The sequence below is a fragment of the Paenibacillus sp. FSL R5-0519 genome, from assembly GCF_037974275.1.
In the GTDB taxonomy this organism is placed as follows: Bacteria; Bacillota; Bacilli; order Paenibacillales; family Paenibacillaceae; genus Paenibacillus.
In genome coordinates this window covers 6330071-6356613 of record NZ_CP150234.1, presented here as the reverse complement: position 1 = coordinate 6356613, position 26543 = coordinate 6330071, and the positions used below count along the sequence as shown (strand labels likewise).

At 49.1% G+C, this 26543-nt stretch carries 16 protein-coding genes; all 16 read left to right on the top strand.

Annotation, left to right across the window (positions count from 1 at the left end; genetic code table 11):
- The first annotated feature begins 6 nt into the window (after positions 1 to 6).
- The 16 genes from MKY73_RS28585 (at position 7) to MKY73_RS28510 (ending at position 26533) form a co-directional block, all read left to right on the top strand.
- Positions 7 to 1095: a low temperature requirement protein A gene (locus MKY73_RS28585; RefSeq protein ID WP_339304806.1), complete on the top strand. Its 1089-nt coding sequence runs from the start codon at positions 7 to 9 to the stop codon at positions 1093 to 1095.
- A 421-nt stretch (positions 1096 to 1516) separates the two neighbouring features.
- Complete coding sequence (locus MKY73_RS28580; protein WP_339304805.1) at positions 1517 to 4300, top strand: glycoside hydrolase family 3 C-terminal domain-containing protein; 2784 nt, start codon at positions 1517 to 1519, stop codon at positions 4298 to 4300.
- Positions 4301 to 4488: 188 nt separating this feature from the next.
- Positions 4489 to 4680 carry a hypothetical protein gene (locus MKY73_RS28575; protein WP_339304804.1) on the top strand — a complete coding sequence of 64 codons (192 nt, stop codon included), beginning with the start codon at positions 4489 to 4491 and terminating at the stop codon, positions 4678 to 4680.
- 216 nt (positions 4681 to 4896) lie between these two features.
- Positions 4897 to 5937 (top strand): sialidase family protein, encoded by a 1041-nt coding sequence (locus tag MKY73_RS28570; protein WP_339304803.1) that lies wholly within the window; start codon positions 4897 to 4899, stop codon positions 5935 to 5937.
- 173 nt (positions 5938 to 6110) lie between these two features.
- Positions 6111 to 6839, top strand: coding sequence for a copper homeostasis protein CutC (locus MKY73_RS28565; protein WP_339304802.1), 729 nt, complete (start codon positions 6111 to 6113; stop codon positions 6837 to 6839).
- Between the two features lie 77 nt (positions 6840 to 6916).
- Positions 6917 to 8377, top strand: a complete 1461-nt coding sequence (locus tag MKY73_RS28560; RefSeq protein ID WP_339304801.1) for an alpha-L-fucosidase — start codon at positions 6917 to 6919, stop codon at positions 8375 to 8377.
- Position 8378: 1 nt separating this feature from the next.
- Positions 8379 to 10160 carry a glycoside hydrolase family 35 protein gene (locus MKY73_RS28555; RefSeq protein WP_339304800.1) on the top strand — a complete coding sequence of 594 codons (1782 nt, stop codon included), beginning with the start codon at positions 8379 to 8381 and terminating at the stop codon, positions 10158 to 10160.
- A gap of 105 nt (positions 10161 to 10265) precedes the next feature.
- The gene (locus MKY73_RS28550; protein ID WP_339304798.1) at positions 10266 to 11132 is read left to right on the top strand and encodes a sugar phosphate isomerase/epimerase; all 867 of its coding nucleotides are present in this window, start codon (positions 10266 to 10268) and stop codon (positions 11130 to 11132) included.
- A 240-nt stretch (positions 11133 to 11372) separates the two neighbouring features.
- Entirely contained in the window at positions 11373 to 12431 is a 1059-nt protein-coding gene (locus MKY73_RS28545; protein WP_339304797.1) for a Gfo/Idh/MocA family oxidoreductase, read from the top strand.
- 777 nt (positions 12432 to 13208) lie between these two features.
- A complete protein-coding gene (locus MKY73_RS28540; RefSeq protein ID WP_339304796.1) occupies positions 13209 to 14621 on the top strand; it encodes an alpha-L-fucosidase in 1413 nt (470 codons plus the stop codon).
- A 379-nt stretch (positions 14622 to 15000) separates the two neighbouring features.
- Complete coding sequence (locus MKY73_RS28535) at positions 15001 to 15978, top strand: ABC transporter permease subunit (RefSeq protein ID WP_339304795.1); 978 nt, start codon at positions 15001 to 15003, stop codon at positions 15976 to 15978.
- A gap of 15 nt (positions 15979 to 15993) precedes the next feature.
- Complete coding sequence (locus MKY73_RS28530; protein ID WP_339239075.1) at positions 15994 to 16902, top strand: carbohydrate ABC transporter permease; 909 nt, start codon at positions 15994 to 15996, stop codon at positions 16900 to 16902.
- Positions 16903 to 17030: 128 nt separating this feature from the next.
- Positions 17031 to 18668, top strand: coding sequence for an ABC transporter substrate-binding protein (locus MKY73_RS28525; protein WP_339304794.1), 1638 nt, complete (start codon positions 17031 to 17033; stop codon positions 18666 to 18668).
- A gap of 178 nt (positions 18669 to 18846) precedes the next feature.
- Complete coding sequence (locus tag MKY73_RS28520; protein ID WP_339304792.1) at positions 18847 to 21066, top strand: helix-turn-helix domain-containing protein; 2220 nt, start codon at positions 18847 to 18849, stop codon at positions 21064 to 21066.
- A gap of 50 nt (positions 21067 to 21116) precedes the next feature.
- Entirely contained in the window at positions 21117 to 23429 is a 2313-nt protein-coding gene (locus MKY73_RS28515; protein WP_339304791.1) for a glycoside hydrolase family 3 N-terminal domain-containing protein, read from the top strand.
- Positions 23426 to 26533 carry an alpha-mannosidase gene (locus tag MKY73_RS28510; RefSeq protein WP_339304790.1) on the top strand — a complete coding sequence of 1036 codons (3108 nt, stop codon included), beginning with the start codon at positions 23426 to 23428 and terminating at the stop codon, positions 26531 to 26533. Before MKY73_RS28515 ends, MKY73_RS28510 begins: the two co-directional genes overlap by 4 nt.
- Positions 26534 to 26543 lie beyond the last annotated feature (10 nt).

Sequence of the window (26543 nt, the reverse complement as noted above, 5' to 3'; positions counted from 1 at the left end):
CGAAGGATGATGGAGAAAAAGGTTACATGGCTGGAGCTGTTTTACGATCTGCTCTTCGTAGCTGCGGTCTCCAAGGCGGGTCATGTCTTGTTACATGCCGAACACGGAGTAATTACGTTTGAATACTTAATGAAGTTTGTGCTTATTTTCATCCCTGTTTGGTGGGCATGGGTTGGTCAGACCTTGTTTATTAACCGCTATGGCCAAGATATCCTGATCCATAGAATATTTCTCATCCTTCAGCTCCTGTCCGTGATGGTCATGACGGCGAGCCTGTCTACCCATTTTGACCAATACTACCTGTCCTTCTTCGTGGGTTATATCGGTTCACGGGCGTTTACGGCGATACAGTATCTGACGGTTCACAAGTCGAAAAGTGAGCATCAACAGCAAGCGGCCCGTTACTTGGGCATCTGTTTCCTCATTGGTATATTGATCTCATCAGGTTCACTATTCTTCGATTCCTGGCTGCGCTACTTGATTTTGTATGCAGGAATTGCAGTGGACATTGTGCTTCCGTTGATCGGACGTAAAAATCTGGTTAAAGTACCGGTTCAGACTCATCATTTGTTGGAACGTTTTGCGTTATTTACACTCATCCTGCTGGGTGAATCGGTGGTAAGCATTATCGCTGTGCTGCAAGCCGACCATTGGGATATGAAATCTATCCTGTTTGCCGCATTTACGTCCATCTTTGTCATTGCGATGTGGTGGCAGTACTTCGACAACGTGGAGAAAAAGGTTAGCAAAGAGATTCAGACTGCCGGTCAAGCGATCATATACGGACATCTGTTCATCTACATCTCGATGAGTATGATCGCTGCTTCAATTCAGCTGTTATATCAGAATCAGTTAAACTATGTGTTTATGATAGGATTTATGTTTGGATCCGTGTTGCTGTACTTCCTGTCGACCTCCCTTGTGTTCCATCGGTACAGACTTGCACATCTACGACTCCGGCCACGTCATCTGGCGGTGATGGTAGGGTTGCTTGTGGCATTTGTCCTCGTGGATCTGGTCTACCGGGTTCCGGGTTATGTCATCATGGGCGAAGACATGTTATTCTTCCTGGTGTATGCGAAACTTACGACTTGATATAGTGTTCCAAAATGAAGAAAAGTCACGGACAGCAGGTGTCCGTGGCTTTTTGTTATGCCGTTCATCGTGGACAAGCCTTAATAATATAAATTAGGCACAAATCTAGTTTAATTTCTGCGATAGAATCTGTTAATATGAGACTAGGTACAAGTGAATCTACCAGATCATAGAATATCTTTTATATAAAATGAGTGTAAGAAACAAACATGAAAACGGAGAGGACAGAAATAACCTGAAGAAGCATAAGCGTTCGCCTTTATCAACGGATTTCTCCCTTAGGAAAAGGGAATCAAGAAATCGGGGGATAAGAGTGATCGAAGGGTTGTTCTGTCATAGTAGTGGCCTAGTGTATGTTTTGTGAGTTCATTTTATATATAGCGATTCGTAGATATGGGGATGACAATCAGGAGGGAAATCATTGAGCACACATCAAATCGGAGTTCCATTGGAAGGGTTTGCAGAGTTTAGTCGTACGGTTGCTGCTGAAGGAGCCGTTTTACTCAAAAATGAAGGGCAAGTGCTTCCACTTCGTGAAAACGAAAACGTTTCAGTTTTTGGACGGATTCAAGTGAATTATTATCGCAGCGGCACGGGTTCAGGCGGTAGTGTCCATGTGGCTTACACAACGAATCTGCTCGATGGTCTGCGCAGCAAAAAGAATATAACGGTGAACGAAGAACTGGCAGCTGTCTATGAGAAGTGGATTGAAGAGAATCCATTTGATGATGGCGGAAAAGTATGGGCGGCCGAGCCATGGAATCAGAAAGAAATGCCTTTGACGGATGAACTGGTTGCACAGGCCAGAAGCAAATCCAGCAAAGCCATTATCGTGATTGGACGTACAGCAGGAGAAGATCAGGATAATGCGGATGCGCCAGGAAGTTACCAACTGACAGAAGATGAAAAAGCGATGCTGAAGCAAGTCACTGCGCAGTTTGAACACACAATCGTAGTGCTGAATGTCTCGAATATCATCGACATGAGCTGGTTAAACGAAACGTATCTACATCCAATCCAAGGCGTAATTTACTCCTGGCATGGCGGTATGGAGGGTGGCAACGCGATTGCTGATGTGCTGGCGGGAGACGTTACACCAAGCGGCAAACTGACAGATACGATTGCATATTCCATCGAGGATTATCCTTCGACAAGCAACTACGGCAATGAGTTCAAGAACCTGTATCAGGAAGATATTTATGTAGGTTATCGATATTTCGAAACGTTTCGACCTGAGCGTGTTCAGTTTGAATTCGGTTACGGCCTGTCTTATACGACGTTTTTGGCTCAGTATGAAGAAGCGAAATCTGTGTCCAAAGACGGCGAAACCTACATTGAAGTTCGTGTCAATGTGACCAACTCGGGTACAACATATGCGGGCAAAGAGGTCGTACAAGTCTATTATGAAGCCCCGCAAGGCAAACTGGGACAACCGGTGAAGGCTTTGGTTGCTTTTGGCAAGACGGGATTGTTGCAGCCGGGCGAGTCAGAAATTCTGACGATCAGCTTCCCGATCCATGACATGGCATCCTACGATGATGCGGGTGTTACAGGTCATGCTTCCGCATACGTTCTGGAAGAAGGCACATATCGACTGCATGTAGGAACCAGTGTGAAACAAGTGCAGCACGTTAGCATCGATGGTCAGGATGGATATGTGATTGAATCCCTTCAATTGGTGGAGCAACTGCAAGAAGCGATGGCCCCAACGGAAGATTTTACACGGATGAAACCAGGTGCGCGCAAGGAAGATGGATCATATGAACTGACGTATGCAGAAGTACCGAAACGTAAGATATCCATGGCGAACCGGATTGAGCAGAATCTTCCGCAAACGCTGGAGCAGACGGGGAACCAGGGCCACAAGCTGAGTGACGTTAAAGCTGGCAAAGTGAGTCTGGAAGCCTTCATCGCTCAATTGAGTGATCAGGATCTGGCAGCGATTGTCCGCGGCGAAGGCATGAGCAGTCCACTCGTCACTTCGGGAACGGCATCTGCATTTGGGGGTGTCAGCGACAGCCTGTTCAACTACGGTATTCCGGTAGCATGTACGGCAGATGGCCCGTCCGGTATTCGTATGGACAGTGGAGAGAAAGCAACCCAGGTATCCATTGGTACGTTACTTGCGGCGACATGGAACAAGGAGCTTGTTGAAGAGTTGTATGTGATGGAAGGACAGGAACTGCTCAGAAATCAGGTGGATACCCTGCTCGGACCTGGCCTGAATATCCGCCGGAGCCCGCTTAATGGCCGGAACTTTGAGTACTTCTCTGAAGATCCTCTGATCTCGGGTGTATTTGCCGCAGCATGTACGAAAGGCATTATGAAGGGTGGTTCCAATGCCACACTGAAACACTTTGCCTGCAACAACCAGGAGAAACACCGCAGTAAAGTGGATGCTGTTGTCTCCGAACGTGCACTGCGTGAAATTTACCTGAAAGGGTTCGAAATCGCTGTAAAAGAAGGCGGAGCGAACTCCATCATGACCTCCTACAACCCGATTAACGGACACTGGGCGGCATCGAACTACGACCTGAATACCACAATTTTGCGCGGCGAGTGGAATTTTGAGGGTATCGTCATGACCGACTGGTGGGCCATTATGAACGATGTGACCGAAGGTGGAGAGGCGGATCGCAAATACACGAACTGGATGATTCGTGCGCAGAATGATCTCTACATGGTTGTACCGAACTACGGTGCAGAGATCAATGGCTGGGACGATAACACGATTGAATCCTTGGAAAATGGAACATTGACTCGCGGAGAACTGCAACGCTCGGCAATCAACATCTGCAAATTCATCATGAATGCACCGGTGTCCGATCGAAAACACGAGATCGTGGAGAACGTAGCTTCGTTCCAAGCGAATGCTTCCCTATCGGCTGAACAGGCCCAGGTTCTGGTTGAGAACGCACAGGTGAAACCTGCGGTAGCTGAACCGGTCTACATGAAAGTGGATGAGGCTGGCCATTATCGAATTATTGTACAGATCATGTCCCCTGAGCCGGAACTGGCTCAAAGTGCATGTAACCTGCTCCTGAATGACCAGTTGGTAACCACAATTCAAACGAATGGTACGGAAGGCAAATGGATCAGACAGAAGCTTGTCAAAGTAGACCTTGAAGCAGGTCTGTATGAATTGAAACTGGACTTCACCAAACCAGGTCTCCAGATTGATTGGATCGAATTCAAGCAGGTATAGAGGTAATCAGAAATATCTTGTGATAGCAGCAATCATAAGGTTGTTTTTCATCAAAAGCAGAATACGTGGGTACATGACAAAGGACACTGTTTGCGGGTGTCCTTTGTTGTAACACGGAATAGCTGCTGTTATGATAGTGTTATGGGATTTTGGAGTTCTGAACAATGGGGTCAGGGGTGTTGCGAAGAATGAGAAATTATAATTTTATGAGTCCGATCCTGCTAGTTGTGGTGGCGCTGATTGTAAGAGGTCTGGTGACTAACCTGGGCGTTCTTTTTGGCTTAACACAAGAAGTGGCAAGTAATATTGCCATGATTGCCATGATCATTGCGGCACTGATTATGTTTAATCGAATGACGAAGGCTCGGCGTAAAAAATAGAAAAGCTCGGATAATCTTAAGTTTATCCGAGACATGAAGACACCCTAAGGGTGTCTTTTTTTGTATTGACGTTCTGAACCTAACGTTTTAGACTATTGCTAATTGATAATAACATTGTAAATAACAAAAATAACAAAATGATTCAACAAAGCACATAAAATACATTGCACTCTCTATTTGCTAACCCATTCCGGTCCCCCAAAGGAGAATCCATTCATGAAGATCATTGCCGACAAACAATTTATCTTTCAGGAAGGTCAGCCTTTTCAGAGCAGTCATGCGTCCACGGTTGCTGTGTTACCAGATGGTGATCTGCTGGTTGCTTGGTTTGCAGGTCAGCATGAGAAGGCGAGTGATGTAGCGATTTGGCTCGCAAGGCAGAGTGATAACGGAGCGTGGTCTGTTCCATGCAAAGTTGCAGATGAGGAAGGTATAGCTCACTGGAACCCGGTGCTATATGCACAGAATGATTCACTGATACTCTTTTATAAAGTAGGGCATGAAATTACGGACTGGCATACCCGCTTCATTCAATCAGTAGACGGTGGGTACACGTGGACGGCTTCTCGGGAGCTGGTGCCCGGAGATATTGGTGGCCGTGGGCCGGTTCGGAACAAACCTATTCAGTTGACGGATGGAACAATACTGGCTCCTGCATCGATCGAACGATTGGACCCTGAGGTATCAGGCAAGCAGATCTGGGAGTCATTTGTCGATATCTCTACAGATCACGGGGGAACATGGACGAAGAGTGCGCATGTGCCGATGGATCTGTCCACCTATGTTGGGTCTGAGCATTGGTTTGCCAAGGGGCTGATCCAGCCTGCATTATGGTCTTCTGGTGGAGAGCGTGTTCACATGCTTCTGCGCAGTACGGAAGGGTTTATTTATCGCAGTGATTCGCTAGATGGTGGACGCACATGGTGCGAAGCTTACGCTACAGAACTACCCAATAACAATAGTGGGATTGATGCCATACGCATGGAGTATGGCTTGCTTGCGCTTGTCTACAATCCAATCCGTGGATACACAACGGAGAGTCCTCGAACCCCGCTTGTGATTACTTTTTCGAGGGACAATGGTCAGACCTGGAGTGATGAATATGTGCTGGAGAATGAACCGGGGGAATACTCGTATCCGGCAATCGTATCCCAGGGGAAGGTTCTATATGTCACCTATACGTGGAAAAGGGATCGGATTGCATGTTGGAAGCTGACCGTCACTCATAACGATGAAGAAGGGCCGCAGGAGCGCTGATGATGCACTTTGTCGGTCCTATATGTCATGGAGTGATGCAATGTACCCGTACAATAATGTTCATGAATGGTGGAACGGTCAGATGAGAAAGAGGGCTAACCATTTCCAATGTGCACATGTCCTACGAATACGTATCAACCCTACATTTTATATGAAATAAGGGAGTGAACTTTATGAACAGACAGCCTGTATTGGAAGTCATTGCTGTGGATGTGGAAGATGCCAAAGCAGCTGAGGAGGGAGGAGCCGATCGGATTGAGCTGGTGTCTGCGATGTCTGAAGGAGGGCTTACCTCCAGTTATGGTGTCATGGAGCAAGTGCTGTCCCAAGTCTCCATCCCAGTGTATGTCATGATCCGTCCCCATAGCCGCTCGTTCTGTTATAGCACAGATGACATCCACGCCATGACCCGTGATGTACGCGTGGCGAGGGAACTTGGAGCCGCTGGCATCGTAATCGGCGCCCTCACGGGAGAGGGTGAAGTAGATCTCATCTGCTTGCAATCATGTATGGCTGAAGCTGAGGGTTTGGGTGTTACGTTTCATCGTGCAATTGATGAAAGTGCAAGTCTGACTGAGGCGCTCAAGGCCATTAACACATTGGGCAATGTGGAGCGTGTGCTTACATCGGGAGGGAAACGGACAGCACCTGAAGCCATATTGGAATTAAAGCAGCTTCAGGAACTGGGGCAAACCTTAAACATCGCTGTCATGGCAGGGGCGGGGGTCACCATAGAGGGGATTCAAAAGCTAGTGAGTCAAACGGGGATCACGGAGATCCATATGGGATCAGGCGTACGCCGTGAAGGAAGCTTCGACCACCCCTCAGATTCGCAGCTTATCGCTCAAGCCAAGCAGCAGTTATTACAGGCATCCCTGCCATTCATGGACAGTAATGCGTAATGCAATCCGTAACGGTCCAAAAAGCAAGGGTGGTCCAGTGACATAGAAATGCACGAAATAAAAGGAGGGATAACACCATGCACCAGGACATGCAAGCAGCCGAATGGATCAAGTTCGCAGCAGAGGTCAGCCCATCCGAACGCCAGTTGAGATGGCAGGAGTTGGAGTTTTACGCGTTTATTCATTTTACGGTAAATACATTCACGGATCGGGAATGGGGCACTGGGGAGGAAGAACCGTTGATCTTCAATCCTTCTGAACTAAACGCAGCGCAATGGGTGCAGGCGTGCAAGGCTGCCGGGATGAAGGGGCTGATTTTGACGTGTAAGCATCATGATGGATTTTGTTTGTGGCCGAGCCAGTATACAGCGCATACGGTCGCGGCCAGTGCATGGAGGAACGGTGCGGGGGATTTGGTTCAGGAAGTCGCCGATGCCTGCCGTGAGGGCGGATTGAAGTTCGGCGTGTACCTGTCTCCTTGGGATCGGCATGAAGCCACTTATGGAGATTCCGGGAGGTATAACGAGTTTTTCCTCCATCAGTTACGCGAGCTGCTTACGAATTATGGCGACATCTTCTGTGTATGGTTTGACGGTGCGTGTGGTGAGGGTCCGAATGGCAAAAGACAGATCTACGACTGGGATGCATATTATGCGCTTATTCGTGAACTACAGCCCGAAGCTGTCATCTCGGTATGTGGACCGGATGTTCGTTGGTGCGGCAATGAGGCGGGGCATACGCGGGAATCGGAATGGAGCGTTGTGCCCGCGCATATGCAGGATAATGAGAAGATTCAGGAGCAATCGCAGCAGGTGGATGATGGCGAGTTTGCCACAAGGATCAATACACAGGACCGTGACTTGGGAAGCCGAGAGGTCATTCGTCCCCAAGGTGACCAACTGATCTGGTACCCTGCCGAGGTGAATACTTCGATTCGCCCAGGATGGTTCTATCATGCCAGTGAGGATAATCAGGTCAAAACATTGGAAGAACTGCTCGCCGTCTATTACGGCGCAGTGGGGGGCAACGCCACCTTTTTGCTCAATCTGCCACCGGATACGCGTGGTCTCATCCATGAACGGGATGTAGAACGACTACAGGAATTGGGAGATTCGCTACGTGCCATTTTCAAGGGAAATTTGGCCTTGCAGGCGCTGGTAAAAGCATCGGAGACGATGGATGAACAACATGTCGTATCGGAGGTGCTGACGGAACGACGGGATACGTATTGGTGCCCTCATGAAGGAACGGAGCAGGCCTGGATTGAGCTGGACTTGCAGGAGGAACAATCATTTGACCGGGTGGTGCTGATGGAACATATTCAGACTGGCCAACGGATTGAGCGTTTTACACTGGAGTCACAAAGGGCAGATGGGGGTTGGGAAGAGTTCTACACGGGGACGGTGGTGGGGTATAAGCGGATTTGCTGTTTCCCACAGGTCACATCGAGAAGGATGCGATTAACCATTCATGAATCCAGATGGTATCCTACGTTGTCCCGGTTAGGCATATATCTGAGCGAGCGGGGAGGGTTGTAAAATGGCGGTGCTGACGTATAAAGGTTCACAATTCATGTATGATGGCGAGCCCATTGCGATTTTGTCGGGTGCCATCCATTATTTCAGAGTGGTCCCCGAGTATTGGGAGGATCGGCTACTCAAGCTGAAAGCCTGTGGTTTCAATACAGTGGAAACGTATGTGCCGTGGAATGTTCATGAGCCACAGCCGGGGCAGTACTTTTTTGAAGGCATGGCTGATCTGGAACGTTTTATTCGCATTGCGGGAGATGTGGGTCTGCATGTGATTGTTCGTCCAAGTCCATATATATGTGCGGAGTGGGAGTTTGGCGGATTGCCTTCCTGGCTGCTTGCAGCTGATGATGTCCGTCTGCGGTGTAATGATGTGAAATTTCTGGCGAATGTGGATCGATATTATGATGTGCTTTTGCCCAAATTAAAACCCCTTCTTAGCACCCATGGTGGGCCGATTATTGCAATGCAGATTGAAAATGAGTACGGCAGTTTCGGCAATGACGCGAGTTATCTGCAATATTTACGGGATGGCATGGTAGAGCGGGAGATGGATGTGTTGTTATTTACCTCCGACGGACCGACAGACCCTATGTTGCAAGCAGGATCGGTGTCAGGGCATCTGGCTACAGTCAACTTTGGATCAGGGACGCAAGGAGCGTTCGCCAAGCTGCGTGAATATCAGGCAGAAGAACCTTTGATGTGCATGGAGTATTGGAACGGCTGGTTCGATCATTGGGGTGAGTCGCATCATACCCGGGAAGCCGCAGATGTAGCAGATGTATTTGAAGAGATGCTACGGGCAGGTGCTTCGGTTAATTTTTATATGTTCCACGGGGGAACGAACTTTGGATTTTATAACGGAGCGAACTGTCAGCAGAAAGATCAATATGAACCCACCATTACAAGTTACGATTACGATTCACTGCTCAGTGAATCCGGGGAGCCAACAGCAAAATTCCATGCCGTACGTGATCTTATTGCTCGGTATAGCGATGAAGATCTGGGTGAGCTCGTGTTGCCAGAATCGAAGGGGACATTCGCCTATGGGCGCGTGGAGTTGAACCAGCAGGCGTCATTACTGGCGCAGTTGGACTGGATATCCGTCCCGTTACAGCGTACGAATCCGGAACCAATGGAGAAATTGGGTCAGGATTATGGCTTTATTTGTTATCAGACCCGAATATCCGGGCCCAGGGAGCGACAGGAACTGGTGGTTCAGGAGGTACGTGATCGTGCGCTTGTGTTTGTTGATGGGCAATTTCAGGGCGTGCTGGAACGGGGGAACACAGCAGTATCGATTTCGTTTGAAGTGCCGCCAGAGGGCGCAGATCTATTGATCCTTGTTGAAAATATGGGGCGAATCAACTATGGCCCGTATTTGAGAGATCCAAAGGGGATTACGGAGGGAGTGCGGCATGGCTTTCAATTTTTATTCGATTGGACAATTCATTGTCTGCCATTAACCGACCTGTCGGGTTTGCAGTTTAGCGAGAAATTTTCGGCAGGGGATGAAGAAGGAGAGAGAGTGGGGGGAGGGCCAGCCTTTTACCGGGGAAGTTTTCAAGTAACGGTTGTAAGTGATACTTTTCTGCGTCTGGATCACTGGACCAAAGGTGTTGTATTTGTAAACGGATTCAATCTGGGTCGATACTGGAATAAAGGACCGCAAAAAACATGGTACGTACCTGCCCCACTCCTTCGCGAAGGTGAGAATGAAATTACTGTATTTGAACTCCACGAGACGGCTGATCTGGCCGTTACATTCGTGGATACACCGGATTTGGGCTAGGAAAAGGAAAATAGGTGAGCCATACGATTATTGGCAATTGTCGTGTCTGCCGGAAAAAGGTATACGTTGGGTATGGACAGCAACTACAGGAGAGGATGAGGAAAAATGAAAGTTGGACTCAGCACCTACAGTCTGCAACAAGCACTGGATCGTAAAGAATTAACCGTACCGGATGCCATTCGCTGGATCGCTGATCAGGGCGGGGAACATGTGGAGATTGTTCCGATGGGATTCAGCTTGATCGAACATCCGGAGTTGACTGATGAGATCAAAGCTGTGGCAAAAGAGGTCGGAATCGATATTTCCAATTATGCCATCGGCGCTAACTTTGCTGTGCAGGAGGACGCTGAAGCGTTGGAGCAAGAGATCCAGAATGTGATGCGACATGTGGATGTGGCTGCAGCGCTCGGAGTAAAGCTGATGCGTCATGACGTGGCATTCCTCCCTGCACCAGAGGGAACCGTAGCACAGTTCGAGATCGACCTGCCGGTACTGGTGAAGGCTTGTCAGCGGATAGCCGATTATGCAGCGGATTTTGGGATTACAACAAGTGTGGAGAACCATGGGTACTATGTGCAGTCGAGTGAGCGAATTCAGCGTTTGCTCCACGAAACGGCGCGGAATAACTTCAAAACCACGCTGGATGTCGGGAATTTCTTATGTGTGGATGAAGATCCGGTGAGTGCGGTGAAAAATAATATTCCGTACGCGTCGATTGTGCATGCCAAAGACTTCTATTGGAGACCTTCCCACCGGAACCCTGGTGAAGGCTGGTTCCAAACTTCGCATGGCAATTACCTGCGCGGTGCCATTGTGGGCCATGGCGACATTAACATGCCTGAAGTTATACGTGTGTTAAAACAATCCGGGTATGACGGATATATCTCGGTTGAATTTGAAGGCATGGAGGATTGCAAAACTGCCTCACGCATTGCCATGGATAACGTCCGCCGCCTATGGGAAGAGGCATAGGGCTGAGTGCTTGTTTTAAATGAAATATGACTTGTTATGTATGGTTCAAACAGAAAGTTAGTTCAGTCAGAAAAAGTAGTGTAGGGGGCGAAATCGATTTTCGCCTTATCACCGGATTTCCCCCTTGCAGAAAAGGGGATTGAAGAAATCTGGGGATAAGAGCGATCGGAAGAACGATTCGCAACCGGAACGTCTGTCTGCTGGGCGTCAATTATTTTATTTATGGAGGGAATCAGCTCTATGTCCAAATTGAAAGTCGCCGTCATCGGTGCCGGATCCATATCCGATTGCCACTTGCAAGCCTATGCCAGTAACCCTGACGTTGAAATATATGCCATCTGCGACCTGAATGCTGAACGTGCCGCAGAAGTGGCGAAGCAATATGACGCACCTCATGTGTTTACCGATTATAAGGAACTGCTCGCACTGTCCGAGATTCATTCCGTCAGCATCTGTACATGGAATGACTCGCATGCGGAGATCAGCATTGCTGCGCTGGATGCAGGCAAAAACGTGTTATGTGAAAAACCACTCTGCCAGACAGTGGAGGATGCCCACGAGGTAGAGAAGGCCGTTCATCGCAGCGGCAAGCTGCTGCAAGTTGGTTTTGTTCGCCGCTATAGTGACAATGCACAGATTCTGAAGAGGTTCATCGATGAAGGTGAACTGGGTGAGATCTATTATGCCAAGGCCTCCAGTCTGCGCCGTCTGGGTAATCCGGGTGGCTGGTTCTCCGATATCAACCGCTCCGGCGGTGGACCTCTGATCGATATCGGGGTGCATGTGATCGATATTTGCTGGTATCTGATGGGCAGACCGAAGGTGAAATCCGTCTCCGCTAACGTATCCAACCGATTAGGGAACCGCTCGAACATTAACAATCTGTCGTTCTACAAAGCGGCGGACTATGACGCGCAGCAGAATACTGTTGAGGATATGGCGAATGCCCTGATTCGTTTCGAGAACGGTGCGAGCCTGCTCGTGGATGTCAGCTTCACGCTCCATGCCAAAGCAGATGAGACTTCGGTCAAGCTATATGGTGACAAAGGCGGTGCCGAACTGGAGCCGGAAATTTCGATTATTGGCGAGAAATTCAACACCATTTTAAACATGACCCCACAGGTGGATTTCAAATCATTCGACTTTATGGGCTCGTTCCGCAATGAAATCAACCATTTTATCGATAGTACACAGGGCCGCAAAGAAACACTTAGTCCCGTCGAAGACGGTGTAGAGGTGATGAAAATGCTCTGTGCCATCTACGAATCAGCCCGTCAGGGACGCGAAATCACACTGTAGGTATGGGCATTGTATGGCGTGGGTGTGGTTGCTCCACATGTCTACTTCACGTTGATACTTAACTATTCCCGCGGCATTAAAGGTTATGAGCATTTCGCTCCCTTCTCAATGAAGCCCCACTCCGGGCTAGGTTCGGAGTCTTCCTATCCGCTTGCATTTGGAGCAGAGAGCAGGGTAGGGAGCGAGTGCTAACGAATCTGATCCGTCTTATTTAAGGATATGGAGCGCGAGCAGAAACCTAAAGAACCTGAGACACGCTATATGAGAATAAACAGCAGTTTACAGCATTATTATCAGCTAATTTCGGGAAATAACGTGTCTGAAGTTCCTTACGATTTAAAAATAGGATCAAAAGGCTGAATAAGGCGCCCTGAGTTCCTTAGAAAGTTTCCTGCCGATTCGCGAAGGTCAGCCAATCGAAATAACAAAGTTACTACGCCCCATAATAGTTAAACATACCGTTTACGCCAAAACGGAGAGTGCAGAACCAATCTGAAGAAGCGAAAACAAAAGCTTCGGAAGATCCTACCACACTAAAAATGACAGGATTTAATATGTCCTTTTTAGTTGAACTAAACGTTTACACGATAACGGAGAGGGCAGAAAAAATCTGAAGAAGCGAAGCGTGCGCGTTTATCCCCGGATTTCCCCTCTAGGGAAATTAATCAAAGAAATCTGGGGATAACAGCGATCGGAAGATTATTCTGTCCGCGTAGTGGCCGAGTGTAAAGCTATGTGTTCAGCGTAAGACATCGAATCCAAAGGAGATGAATCAGGATGAGCGAAACCAAAGAAACCGTACTGGAGCAGGAAGAGCAGATTGTCGAAGCCGGGGTGCACAATTTTAGCAAAGAGGAAGAGTGGATCAGACCGGAGGACCCGCTGCTGAATGAACGGCTGGAGTGGTTCAAGGACCAGAAGCTGGGGCTGATGATGCATTGGGGACCGTATTCCCAGCTTGGTCTCGTCGAGTCCTGGGCGCTGAGTGACGAGGATGGCGATTGGTCGCGTGATGACATCGACTGGACGGATGACATGGAAGACTTCAAACGGGAGTATTTCGATCTAAACAAAACCTTCAATCCGATTCGTTTCCAGCCTGAGGAATGGGCACAGATGGCGGCAGATAACGGGTTCAAATACTTCCTGTTCACCACCAAGCACCATGACGGATTTTGCATGTGGGATACCAAGACGACGGATTACCGCATTACAGGCAAGGATACGCCGTTCCACACCCATAAGTATGCGGACATCTGTCGATCACTATTTGACGCTTTTCGGGCTAAAGGACTCGGCATCTCAGCGTATTTCTCCAAAGCGGACTGGCATACCCCGTATTACTGGGCACCGGGCATGGAACGTGGGCGCCATATGTGGCGCGGTCCCTCGTATGATCCCCATAAGTATCCATGGCTGTGGGAGCAATTCGTAGAGTTCACACATGAGCAGATCATGGAACTGCTGACGAATTACGGTCGGATCGAATGTCTGTGGCTGGATGCCGGCTGGGTGCGTGAAGGCCGCCATGGTCAGGATATCAGGCTTGGAGAAGTTGTGGAGCGGGCACGTCAGACCACACAACCGTGGCTCCTGTCCGCAGATCGCACCGTGGGTGGGCCGTATGAGAATATCGTTACCCCTGAGCAGACCATACCGGAACATCCGATGAACATTCCATGGGAGAGCTGTATTACCGTGGGAAACTCCTTTGCCTTCGGATTCGATGATCAGTACAAAACGGGAAGACAGCTGGCACATATTTTACTCGAAGTGGTGTCCAAGGGTGGTAACCTGGCGCTGAATGTAGGACCACAACCCGATGGGCGTCTGCCCAAAGGGGCAATTCGAGGCATCAAGGGCCTCGGTGAATGGCTGGGTACTCATGGAGAAGGGGTCTACGGAACCCGGATCTGCGGGCCCTATTTTACGAAAGATTGGGCCTTCACGCAGAAGGAAGAGATCAACACCGTTTATGCCTTCCGTTTATACCGAAACGAACATGAGACCGTACAACCACAGTTGGTCATTCCTTATCTGGAAAAGATAGAGCGGGTCGAACTCATCGGTAGCGATGACGTACTTACGTATCAGCATACGGAAGACGGACTTCTCGTGGAACTTCCACAATCGGTTACAACCAGTGCATTACCCATCACACATACGTTCAGATTGATCACAAGCGCATAGAGATTGTTCCCGTGTGTTCCCCTTCTCGGTGCTGAATCGGTAATTTTTTGAACATGCATGCACAGAACGCCATGTCAATTCCGGGGGAGGTCTAACCACCTCCGGGATTTTTTTATTCATACATAAGGAACATAATTTCCACCCAAAACAGGTCGTAATCGCTTGCTATACAAGGGTTTATGGAATAAAGAGAAGTCGGAGAAAATTGCAAATTGATAAAAGTTTACCGTGCGATGTACTATCAAATCAAGAAAGCGCTACCTGATATGAATGTTTACATCGATTATGTTTCACAAGGAAATAAGATCAGGAAAAAGGATGTTTAAGGGATGTAAATGTAATGTATTATTACACTTGAGGTGTAGAAGGAGTGACGCAAATGAGTCGAGTTACGGAAAGCATACCCGCTAAGTTGGAACTCCAGCAGAGGAAACATGTGGAGCCCAAGCGGCAGCATCCATTCATCAGAAGCCTCAAGAAGCACTGGGAGCTCTACCTGCTCGTGCTGCCTCCCGTGTTGTATCTGTTGATCTTCAAGTACATCCCTATGGTGGGTGTCCAGATCGCCTTCAAGGACTTCAGTGTAGTCAAAGGAATCTGGGGAAGCCCTTGGGTTGGCTTCAAACACTTCGAAGCCTTCTTCCAGTCTCCAAACTTCTGGCTGTTGATCAAGAACACGATAGGCATCAGTTTCTATTCCTTAATCGCGGGTTTCCCCATTCCAATCCTGCTGGCGCTGGCGCTGAATGAGATTCGTACGGGTTACTTCAAGAAGACCGTGCAGATGGTCACTTACGCTCCGCATTTTATCTCCACCGTTGTTATGGTATCCATTATCATTCTGATGCTCTCCCCACATGTGGGCGTGGTAGACAAGCTGTTCACGCTGCTCGGCTTCCCAATGACCAACTTCATGGGCATTCCGGAATACTTCAAATCAATCTACGTCTGGTCAGGTGTGTGGCAGGGCATGGGGTATTCATCCATTATATATATCGCAGCTCTTGCTGGTGTTGATCCATCGCTCTATGAAGCAGCGAAGATGGACGGCGCATCAAGACTTCGGAAAATCTGGCACATTGACCTTCCAACACTCGTTCCAGTCACCGTTATCATGCTGATTCTGAGTCTGGGCAGCATTATGGGCGTGGGCTTCGAGAAAATATACCTGATGCAGAATCCGCTCAACACAAGCGCTTCAGAGGTCATCTCCACGTATGTGTACAAGGTGGGTCTGATTGGTGCGAATTTCAGTTTCTCCTCGGCAGTAGGGTTATTCAACTCCATTATCAACCTGATTCTGCTGGTTATCGTCAACGGCATATCGCGCAAAGTATCCCAGAACAGCTTGTGGTAAAGGAGGAGCTTATCCATGTTCAACCTGATTAATCGGAACCGGATCAAGGACCCGCTCGGTGACCGCATTTTTATGACACTTAACTATATCTTTCTGTTTGCCATACTGCTAACGGTGTTTTATCCGCTCTTGTATATCATCAGTTCTTCGTTCAGCTCTTCACGGGCCGTCACATCCGGTCAGGTGTGGCTGTTCCCGGTCGATTTTAACATTAAGGCTTATATCTCCATATTCAAAAGCCAACAGCTGATGCTCGGTTTCTACAACACGATCATCTACACCGTGGTGGGCACGTTCATTAACGTGGCACTGACCGTCATGCTGGCGTATCCCTTGTCACGCAAGTCATTCTATGGACGAGGTGCCATTATCATTTTCATGATGATCACGATGTTCTTTGATGGCGGTCTGATTCCCACCTATCTCCTGATGAAGGACTTGCACCTGCTGGATACACGTTGGGCGATGTGGTTGCCCGGGGCGCTAGCGGTGTTCCAAGTCATTGTAGCAAGGACGTTCTTCCAATCTTCCATTCCGGAAGAGCTTGGAGAGGCCGCAGAGATGGATGGTTGCCGGGATATCCGGTATCTGATCAGCGTGGTTCTTCCTTTATCAAAGCCTATTCTGGCGGTCATGACACTCATGTATGCCGTAGGTCACTGGAATGCGTACTTTGATGCACTGATCTACCTGCGTTCTGAGAAATTGTTCCCTCTCCAGTACGTGCTGCGCAATCTGCTTATCCTGAACGCGGCTGATCCGGCTATGCTTGCGAATACCAGCCAACAGTTGCGGGATCAAGGGTTTGAGCAGGTGTTGAAATATGCACTGATCGTTGTCGCGAGTATCCCCATTCTGATCATGTATCCATTTGTACAGAAGCATTTTGTTAAAGGAGTCATGGTTGGTTCCCTCAAAGGTTAATCCTTGTGAGTTAAGCCCGGTTGCCTCTTGAAAGGAGGTGGAAGGAACACGCCGGCTTCCGGGAGTGATTGGATACGTGTGCACTACAACCAATGGTTTGCCGTTATGAACAAAAAGGAGGAGTCAGATTGAGAAAATCTTGGATTTCGATGTTGTTTCTGGTCTTTGCTTCGATGGCTTTGTTGTCCGCATGTAGTTCATCCGAGGAATCGGGTGGAAGTAGCGACGGTAGCGGGGAGAGCGGCGGTCCTGTAACCATGACCTTCTTTGCTCCGCAAGGCAAAGCGTCCATGGAAGAGAATGAATTTACCCAATTTATCGAAGACAAGTTCGACGTTACCCTAAAATGGGATCTGGCCCCTACAGACGCCTTGCAGGATCGCAGACAATTGCTGCTGGCCAGTGGTGACTATCCGGAAGTGTTTCTTCACGGCAAGTTCACCACTTCAGACCTTCAAACCTATGGAAAACAGGGCGTGTTCCTTCCGCTACAAGATCTGATTAAGGAGTATGGTCCGAACCTGACCAAGATTATGGAAGAGAAGCCATATTTCAAAGAAGCCATTACGGCACCGGATGGCAACATCTATGCACTGCCGATCTTCAATGAATGTTACCACTGTACGTATGCACAGAAATACTGGATCAACACAGAATGGCTCGATAATCTGGGTCTGAAAATGCCAACAACAACCGATGAACTGTACACCGTTCTGAAGGCGTTTAAGACACAGGATCCCAACGGTAACGGGAAAGCGGACGAGATTCCACTTACGGGTGCACCGAACAAGTATGTATGGAATGGCAACATTGATGCCTATCTGATGAATAGTTTCATATACAATGACAACGACAAATACCTGATCGTGAACGATGGCAAGGTGAGTTTTGCCGCCAATCAGGAAGGATGGAAGAAAGGGCTGGAGTACATGAACAAGCTGTATGCAGATGGCCTGATTGATCCAGCTTCCTTCACGCAGAACGATCAAGCCATCGGACAATTGGGCAACAAGGAGGGTGATGAAGTGGTCGGCTCCATTACAACGGCGCTGGTCAGTTATCTCGTGAATACCTATGACAAAGACATCACCCGTCACCAGCACTGGGAGATCGTCCCTCCATTGAAAGGACCGGATGGCGTGCAGACGACAGGCGCCACACAGAGCGTAGGTGAGTTTGAGTTCGCCATCACGAACAAAGCGACAGAAGCACAGCAGATTGCCGCCATCAAAATCGTAGATTACATGTTTAGTGAAGAAGGAGCGCTATACGCGGAGTATGGACCAACCGAAGGCAAGGGCTGGAAAAAGGCAGATGCCGATGAGAAAAACATCAATGGCGAGCCTGCCAAATACAGTTACTACAACCTGCCTGAGCGTGATCCAAACGTTGTTGTGAATGAGAGCTGGTCACAGATCGGAGCGCATGACTTGTCCAACACATTCCGTAATCTGTTTGCCGAAGGGCAGAACCCTTTGGAAGCAGAGGGTTATGGTACACGTCTGGCTCAAGCTACCAATGTGTATGAACCCTATGCACCAAAAGAAGTATATCCTGCGAACGTGTTTATCCGTCCAGAGGATACGGAATCAGCTGCACAATTGACTACGGCCATCAAGGATTATGTGCAGACGAATATGGCACAGTTCATTATCGGTAGCAAGAGCATTGATAAGGAATGGGATGCATATGTCAAAGGCTTCGATGGTCTTGGGCTGAGTAATTACCTTGAGATCTACCAGCGTGCCATTGAGAAGAATCAATAATTGTTGAAGGATTCCATATAGAGACTGTCCCGTCTGTCACCCGTGACCGGGACAGTCTTCTCCTATGACAACCCCACGTCATCCGATATAATGTACTGAATATTTATGGGAAATTAGCGATCAGCACAGATGATTGTCGTCATTCAACATGAACAGTAATGGTGGGGGGATCTCGGAGATGAACAACAATTGGTTTAGACGTTTGCTGTTATCATATCTGCCTGTTTTCTTTATTGTGACGACCATTTTATTTTTTATTTTCTTTCAGGTCTTCAATGAACAGAACCGTAGAGAAGCACTCAAGGCCAATGAATTCCTGGCCTCACAGGTCACGCAATATTTGGATAACTCCCTGCGATCCATTGACTTCAAGGTGCTGCGTGAGATTTTGACCAACCCTAACTTGAAGAATTATTTCTCGGTATCTGGCAGCGATGATGTGTATGCCGGCATTCAGGCGGTCCAGGTGGTTGATGAATTGAAAATAGAATATCCGCTGATTGATTCGATTTATCTCGTTCGATACGGAGATGGCACGGTCTTCAGTAACGGAAAGGCGGTCCCGATTGAAGAGTTCCCGGATGCAGACTTTATTGCAGATAGCCGGTCAAGGGATGAACAGAAGTGGGTAGGGGCGCGAGCGTTCCGGGCTTTTCCTTCGCAACCGACGGAGCAGGTCATTACAATTGTGCGAAGTGTAGGAAGCGGCAAAGGACTTGTGGTTACGAACGTGGACCTAAGTACCCTTAGGAAATCGATCATGCAGATGTATGACCCGGAATTTACGTTTGTGAACATCTTCAATCGTTCGGGAGGCAATCTGTGGGACAGCAGCATGCCAGAAGGGGTTACAGCTTCTGCTAAAACCACGTCGGGAGAAGTCTTCTCTGAATTTACGTCGAGTTATAGCGGTTGGAAGGTGCAGACAGGTCTCAATAATGGAAAAATCGTCAAATTAGCGCTGCAATTTTATAATATCTGGTTTGCCTTTGCGGTAGTGGTTGTGCTGATCGGGGTAGTATGGGTGATCTACGTGACCCGTAGAAACTATAAGCCGATTCAGCAGATTGTCACTTTGATTCAGACGGTCTCTTCGCAGAAGCAATCGGGGCTGAACTATGGCAAAGAGAATGAATTCCGCTTCATCCATACCACGCTGGAACGCATGATTGATCAGACGAGACAATATCAGGAGGAGCATGAAGAGAATCTGATTTTGCAGAAAAGGATGTTCTTTCAGGAGTTGCTGGAAGGCACACGAGACTTTACGAGCACGGAGCTGACAGCAGAGATGAAGAAGTTCAAACTGCCTGAGCTGGAGCATCGTTGGGCCGTCATGGTAATTGAAATGGATCGGTATGATGCATTTGCGACGGAGTATCATCATCAGGACCAATCCCTCCTGAAATTTGTGTTGTCCAGTATTCTGCAAGAGAGTGCACGCCATGAAGGAACGGAAGTATGGGCTGAATGGATCTCCGATCAGCGTCTGTATGCCATCCTCTGGATGCCGGATATGGAACAGGCCGAGGAGATGGAGCATCGATTGCTGGCTGGTTATCTGGATAGAATCGATCAGTATCTCAACTTCACCGTAACCATTGGTGTGGGTCGAGTTGCTGTCGATATTCGGGGATTGAGAGCTTCATTGAAAGAAGCTGTGCACGCGCTGGAGTACAAGGCTGTACTGGGAATAAATCGTATCATTCCGTGTAGCAATGTGCCGAATTCGACCAATGATGTGTATGAGTTCCTGAAAACCATCTCACTGCTGGTACAGGCAATGCGTTTATCGGACGATGTCTGGGAAAAGCATTTTGAAAGACTGTTTGAACAAATCAGTGAGTCCGTTTTGTCCCGCCAGGAGATTATGAATACGATCCAATTGTTATTCCAACATTACAATCGGGAATTTGCCGAACTTCCACGGGAGTATCAGGATTCGTGGGCTGCCATATTCACCCCGCTTCTCCCAAGGCTTGAGGGTTGGGAGACGTTAAACGATTTGCGCGAGCTGTGCTGGGAAGGGTTCCGGGAACTGGCCCTGCAGATGAAGACGCTGCAATGTTCGCGTAAACACAGATCTCATATTCTAGAGATTCGGAAATACATCGAAGAGCATTACAATAATCCCGATCTGTCGCTGAACTACCTTAGTGATCGATTCGATATTAATCCGAAGTATCTGAGCAAGCTTTTCAAGGATGAGATTGGGGAGAAGTTCGTGGATCTGCTCATTAGTCATCGCATCGAAAAAGCCAAATTGCTCATGCAGGAGACCGATAAGGCCATTCAGGAAATCAGTGAAGAAGTCGGATATACCAACTATAATTCCTTCAATCGGGCTTTTAAGAACGTGGTGGGTGTAGCGCCAAGTGACTACCGTAAGGCCATGTGATGCAAGTGCACGAGCCTAACTAATTCCGAACGCATAAGGAGAATGTGCATATGGACTACAAAGATGCTTCGCTTCCCATTCAGGAGCGGGTTCAGGATCTGATCGGACGGATGACAACGGCAGAGAAGATTGGACAACTCATACAGCCGATGGGCTGGAAGACGTATGTGAAGGCAGCAGATGGCACAGTACAGGTCACGGAAGAGTTCGAAGCGGACATGGAACAGGGTGGAGTCGGTTCTCTGTATGGTGTACTTCGGGCCGATCCATGGACTGAAGTAACGCTGGAGACAGGTCTGACACCACGACAAGGAGCCGTTGCCACGAATGTCATCCAGCAGTATGCCTTGGAGCATTCCCGACTGGGCATTCCCATTCTGTTCGGGGAAGAGTGCTCCCACGGTCATATGGCGATTGGGGCGACTGTATTTCCGGTACCTTTAACCGTAGGCAGCACGTGGAATATGGAATTATACCGCAAGATGTGTGAAGCCATCGCTGTGGAGACCCGGAGCCAGGGGGGAGCGGCAACGTATTCCCCGGTGCTTGATGTCGTGCGTGACCCGAGATGGGGGCGGACGGAGGAATGTTTTGCCGAAGATCCATACCTGATTGGTGAATTCGCAGTAGAAGCCATGAAGGGACTACAGGGTGACCGCCTCGATTCCAACCAGACGATTGTAGCTACACTCAAGCATTTTGCGGCTTATGGCAGTTCAGAGGGTGGGCGCAATGCCGCACCAGTGCATATGGGATTACGTGAATTGCATGAAATAGATCTATTGCCGTTCAAAAAGGCAGTGGAAGCCGGGGCTTGCTCCGTGATGACCGCTTATAACGAGATTGATGGCGTACCGTGTACGTCCAGTACGTATCTGCTGAATGACCTGCTGCGCGAGCAGTGGGGTTTTGATGGATTCGTCATTACTGATTTTGGCGCCATTCAGATGCTGGTCCATGGACATAACACCGCCGAGAACGGGGAGCAGGCCGTAGCACAGTCACTTCAGGCAGGTGTGGACATGGAGATGTCCGGGTACATGTACCGCAAACATCTCGGTAAGGCGTTGGAGCAGGGAATGATTGAAGAGAAGGATCTGGACTTGGCTGTGTGGCGGGTGCTGGAGATGAAATTCAGACTCGGGTTATTTGAACAACCTTTCGTAGATCCTGACTTTGCAGAGCAGGTCATCGGATGTGAAGATCATGTGCGGCTGGCGAGGGAAGTTGCGCAAGAGGGGATTATTTTACTGAAAAATGAAGGGGCGACATTGCCACTCTCCAAAACTGGCACGAAGCTGGCTGTCATTGGTCCGAATGCGAACCATATCTATAACCAGCTTGGGGACTACACCTCACCACAGCCGAGAGAACAGATCGTCACCGTACTGGATGGCATTACGCGCAAGCTTGGCGCGGATTCGGGTCAGGTATTGTACGCACCAGGTTGCCGGATTAAGGGCGATTCCAGAGAGGGTTTTGCACAAGCGCTCGCCTGTGCGGAACAGGCCGATGTCATCGTGATGGTAATGGGTGGTTCCAGCGCCCGCGATTTTGGTGAAGGCACGATCGACTTGCGGACAGGAGCGTCTGTGGTAACGGATGACCCATGGAATGATATGGAGTGCGGCGAGGGCATTGACCGGGCTTCCCTGAATCTCATGGGTGTTCAATTGGAGCTGGTGCAGGAGGTACATAAGCTGGGGAAAGCGGTTATCGTGGTCTATATTAACGGCCGTCCTATTGCTGAACCTTGGATTGATGAGCATGTTCACGCCATTGTGGAAGCATGGTACCCAGGACAGGAAGGGGGTAACGCGATCGCAGATATTCTGTTTGGCGATGTGAATCCATCTGGCCGTCTTACGGTTTCCATTCCCAAGCATGTTGGGCAACTTCCGGTCTATTATCATGCCAAACGCACGCGTGGCAAGCGGTATCTGGAGATGGATCTGGCGCCGCAGTATCCGTTTGGCTATGGACTGAGCTACACCGAATTCAAATACGAGAACGTAAGAGTAATGCCAGAAGTGATCGGGCCAGAAGATGAAGCGCAAGTGATGGTTGAAGTCACAAATACCGGAACGGCTGCGGGAAATGAGGTTGTACAGTTGTATATCACGGATGTGTCGGCTTCAGTCACTCGGGCTGAAATGTCGTTGAAGGGTTTTCGTAAAATCCATCTGGAGCCAGGACAGACCCAGACCGTGACATTCCCTGTGCAAAAAGAGCACCTCGCACTGATCGACTCCCGTCTCCAGTCTGTTGTGGAACCAGGTGAATTCAGACTCATGGTTGGCCGCAATTCGGCTGACTGGACCGCTTGCAGTCTGCACATTCAGAAGGTGGGGGTGGAGGTATGATTCGAATACAACGATTCATTGAGGATATGAACCGGTCGCAGTGGCTGGATACGATCGAGCTGCCAACGTGGGAGATGCAGAAGGCCAGGTACATTCGGCCAGGGGAATACGAGTATGAGCAGGCGGACAAGGCAATGCAGAGCTTGAATCCGCTGAACAGCGTACACGGAACGACGTATTTTCTGAGTAAATGTGTGGAGATTCCAGACAGTTGGCAGGATCAAGCCATTGGGTTGATTTTTGAGACTGGAGGAGAAGGGCTGCTGAAGGTGAATGGCTTGCCTTATCACGGACTGGATCGGAATCACGGATTCGTACCTCTTCCGAGAAGTCGAGTAGGCAATGCGCCGCAGTTGGAGATTGAACTCTATGATCCGATCCCGGAACCACATGATCCACTCAATCGACAAGCCGTGATTCAACCGCCTATTCAGGGCATTCGCACAGCCCTGGTTCATATCAATCAGCCATTGCAGAGCTTGATGTACAGCGTGACGGTACTCGCCGAGTCACTCCGGGCATATAACGAGAAGGAGCCCAAGCGGATGGCACTTGTTCAGGCCATTCACCAGGTGATGGATGAGATGTACAATAATCCGGACCGCTGGACGGATGCAGCGTGGATACAGAACTTTGAACATGGACTGGTACAGTCAGTGCAGCAGGAAGACCCGGAGGAATATCGAAGTGGCTTCATGCATCTGGTTGGACAATCCCACATTGATATTGCCTGGCTGTGGCCTGTGCGAGAGACGGTTCGCAAGTCTAGTCGCACGTTCTCGACCATGTGTACCTTGATGGACACGTATCCGGATTTTGTGTATTCCCAGAGCCAGCCGCAGCTGTATGCCTTTGTGAAAGAACATTACCCGGAGCTGTACGAGCGAGTTAAAGCACGCATTGCTGAAGGTCGCTGGGAATTGGTTGGAGGCATGTGGGTGGAGCCGGATCTGAACATACCGAGTGGTGAGTCGTTGGTCCGGCAGATTCTGTATGGACAGAACTTCTACCAGGCGGAGTTTGGCAAACGCTCCAACATCGAGTGGCTGCCCGATACCTTTGGCTACTGTGCTTCCTTGCCGCAGATGCTGAAGCTTGCGAATATTCCTTATTTTATGACGACCAAGCTGAATTGGAATGACACCAACGCGTTTCCTTATGACCTCTTCGACTGGGTAGGCATTGATGGTACTTCAGTGCTGGCCTATCTGAATCATGGGGTGAATGAGCATACGCGGCCCAAAGATGTGCATGAACATTGGCAATCGTACAAGCAGAAGGATGTGCATCCCGAGCAGATGTTGCTCTACGGACATGGCGATGGTGGCGGCGGTGTGACGAATGAGATGGTGGAGTTTGCGGAACGATCCCACTTGATGGTGGGGCAGCCAATCAGCAAATTCAGTACGGCAGGCGCTTTTTTCGAAGACATATCGTTGAATCATCCGACGTTGCCAAAGTGGCACGGGGACTTGTACCTGGAGTTACACCGGGGAACCTATACGACCCATGCGAGGAACAAACGTAGCAATCGAAAGGCAGAGGTATTGTACCGGGAAGCGGAGATCTGGGGGCAATTTGCCGGAGCTTGCGCTGCACACACGAAGAATGATCTGGATGAAGGCTGGAAGCTGATCATGCTCAACCAATTCCATGACATTATTCCGGGAACGTCGATTCCTGAAGTATACGGAACGTCCACCGAGGAGTACACGAAGGTATTTTCACTCGGTACATCCACACTGCGAGAAACGCTGGATATCCTTGCGGAGAACATTGCAACCGATGAAGTGGAGGGTCTTCCCTACATTATATTTAACAGCCTCGGCTGGGAACGTGGAGAAAATATCACCATTACAGGCGATGAACACCTCGCCGGGATGGCTGCATTCGATCGTCAAGGAAACCGTCTGGCCAGTGATCTGGAGCAAAAAGAAGACAAGTATACGTTGCTTGTGCATGTTCCATCGATTCCTGCTTTTGGGTATACAACCATATGGCTGCGCGAGGCACCGGATGTTATCCTTCCAGGAAGGGAAGAAGAACCCTTCCCTTCCACATGGGAAACTGAATTTTACACGCTTGAGTTCAATGACTTGGGAGAGATCACCCGATGGTATGACAAAGCGGTAGGACGCGACTGGCTGAAGCCCGGTGATCGGGCGAATGAGTGGCAGTTTTTCCATGATAAACCGACGTACTGGGATGCCTGGGATATCGATCCGCGGTTTGAATCCCAGCGGGCAGGTGCGGTGCAGTTAGTCTCCAGAGAGGTTGTACAGCGCGGAGCTACGCGAGATGTGCTGCGTTATGTGTGGAAGCTGAATCAATCGGAGATCAGCCAGGATATTATTTTGCATCACCACCAGCGGCGTGTTGATTTTCATACGAAAGTGAACTGGAATGAGAGTCATAAGCTGCTCAAGGTGGCATTTCCGGTGGATCTGGTGGCAGCGAAAGCAGCCTATGAGATTCCGTTTGGAGCATTGGAGCGTCCAACCCATAACAACACCAGTTGGGAGCAGGCGCAGTTCGAGGTCTGCGGGCATCGCTGGGCGGATATCTCGGAAGGCAATAGTGGTGTCAGTGTGCTGAATGATTGCAAGTATGGGTACGACATCAAGGATCGGACGATCCGCCTGTCCCTGCTTCGTGCCCCGAAATGGCCGGATGAACATGCTGATCAGGGCAACCATGAATTCACATATTCGTTCCTGCCACATCAGGGAGATTGGCGACAAGCTGCTGTCGTTCGCCGCGCAATGGAGCTTAATCATCCGGTGGAAGTTGTTGCAGTGAGTCCGTCTTCGGGTCACTTGCCGTCTGAACACGCTTGGGTTCAATTTCATAGTGAGCATGTCATTCTGGATGCAATCAAACCCGCGGAAGATGGATCGGGAACGGTGCTGCGTTTCTATGAGTCATCAGGAGGTAGAGAAACGGTACAGGTCGAATGGGTTAAAAGGGAAATTAAGGCGTCTGTCATTAATCTGCTGGAGGATGAGATCCATCCGTTGGCTTGTCCGAACGGCACATTCGAACTGACATTCAAACCGTATGAAATTAAGTCAGTGAAACTTGTTCCAGTGAATCCAAATACGTAATCTTCAGGAG

Excerpts from the sequence above, each read along its gene's own strand:
- MKY73_RS28575 (WP_339304804.1), top strand. The coding sequence starts at position 4,489 with ATGAGAAATTATAATTTTATGAGTCCGATCCTGCTAGTTGTGGTGGCG.
- MKY73_RS28515 (WP_339304791.1), top strand. The coding sequence starts at position 21,117 with ATGGACTACAAAGATGCTTCGCTTCCCATTCAGGAGCGGGTTCAGGAT.
- MKY73_RS28545 (WP_339304797.1), top strand. The coding sequence starts at position 11,373 with ATGTCCAAATTGAAAGTCGCCGTCATCGGTGCCGGATCCATATCCGAT.
- MKY73_RS28570 (WP_339304803.1), top strand. The coding sequence starts at position 4,897 with ATGAAGATCATTGCCGACAAACAATTTATCTTTCAGGAAGGTCAGCCT.
- MKY73_RS28550 (WP_339304798.1), top strand. The coding sequence starts at position 10,266 with ATGAAAGTTGGACTCAGCACCTACAGTCTGCAACAAGCACTGGATCGT.
- MKY73_RS28520 (WP_339304792.1), top strand. The coding sequence starts at position 18,847 with ATGAACAACAATTGGTTTAGACGTTTGCTGTTATCATATCTGCCTGTT.
- MKY73_RS28535 (WP_339304795.1), top strand. The coding sequence starts at position 15,001 with ATGAGTCGAGTTACGGAAAGCATACCCGCTAAGTTGGAACTCCAGCAG.
- MKY73_RS28555 (WP_339304800.1), top strand. The coding sequence starts at position 8,379 with ATGGCGGTGCTGACGTATAAAGGTTCACAATTCATGTATGATGGCGAG.
- MKY73_RS28510 (WP_339304790.1), top strand. The coding sequence starts at position 23,426 with ATGATTCGAATACAACGATTCATTGAGGATATGAACCGGTCGCAGTGG.
- MKY73_RS28565 (WP_339304802.1), top strand. The coding sequence starts at position 6,111 with ATGAACAGACAGCCTGTATTGGAAGTCATTGCTGTGGATGTGGAAGAT.
- MKY73_RS28585 (WP_339304806.1), top strand. The coding sequence starts at position 7 with ATGATGGAGAAAAAGGTTACATGGCTGGAGCTGTTTTACGATCTGCTC.
- MKY73_RS28540 (WP_339304796.1), top strand. The coding sequence starts at position 13,209 with ATGAGCGAAACCAAAGAAACCGTACTGGAGCAGGAAGAGCAGATTGTC.
- MKY73_RS28530 (WP_339239075.1), top strand. The coding sequence starts at position 15,994 with ATGTTCAACCTGATTAATCGGAACCGGATCAAGGACCCGCTCGGTGAC.
- MKY73_RS28560 (WP_339304801.1), top strand. The coding sequence starts at position 6,917 with ATGCACCAGGACATGCAAGCAGCCGAATGGATCAAGTTCGCAGCAGAG.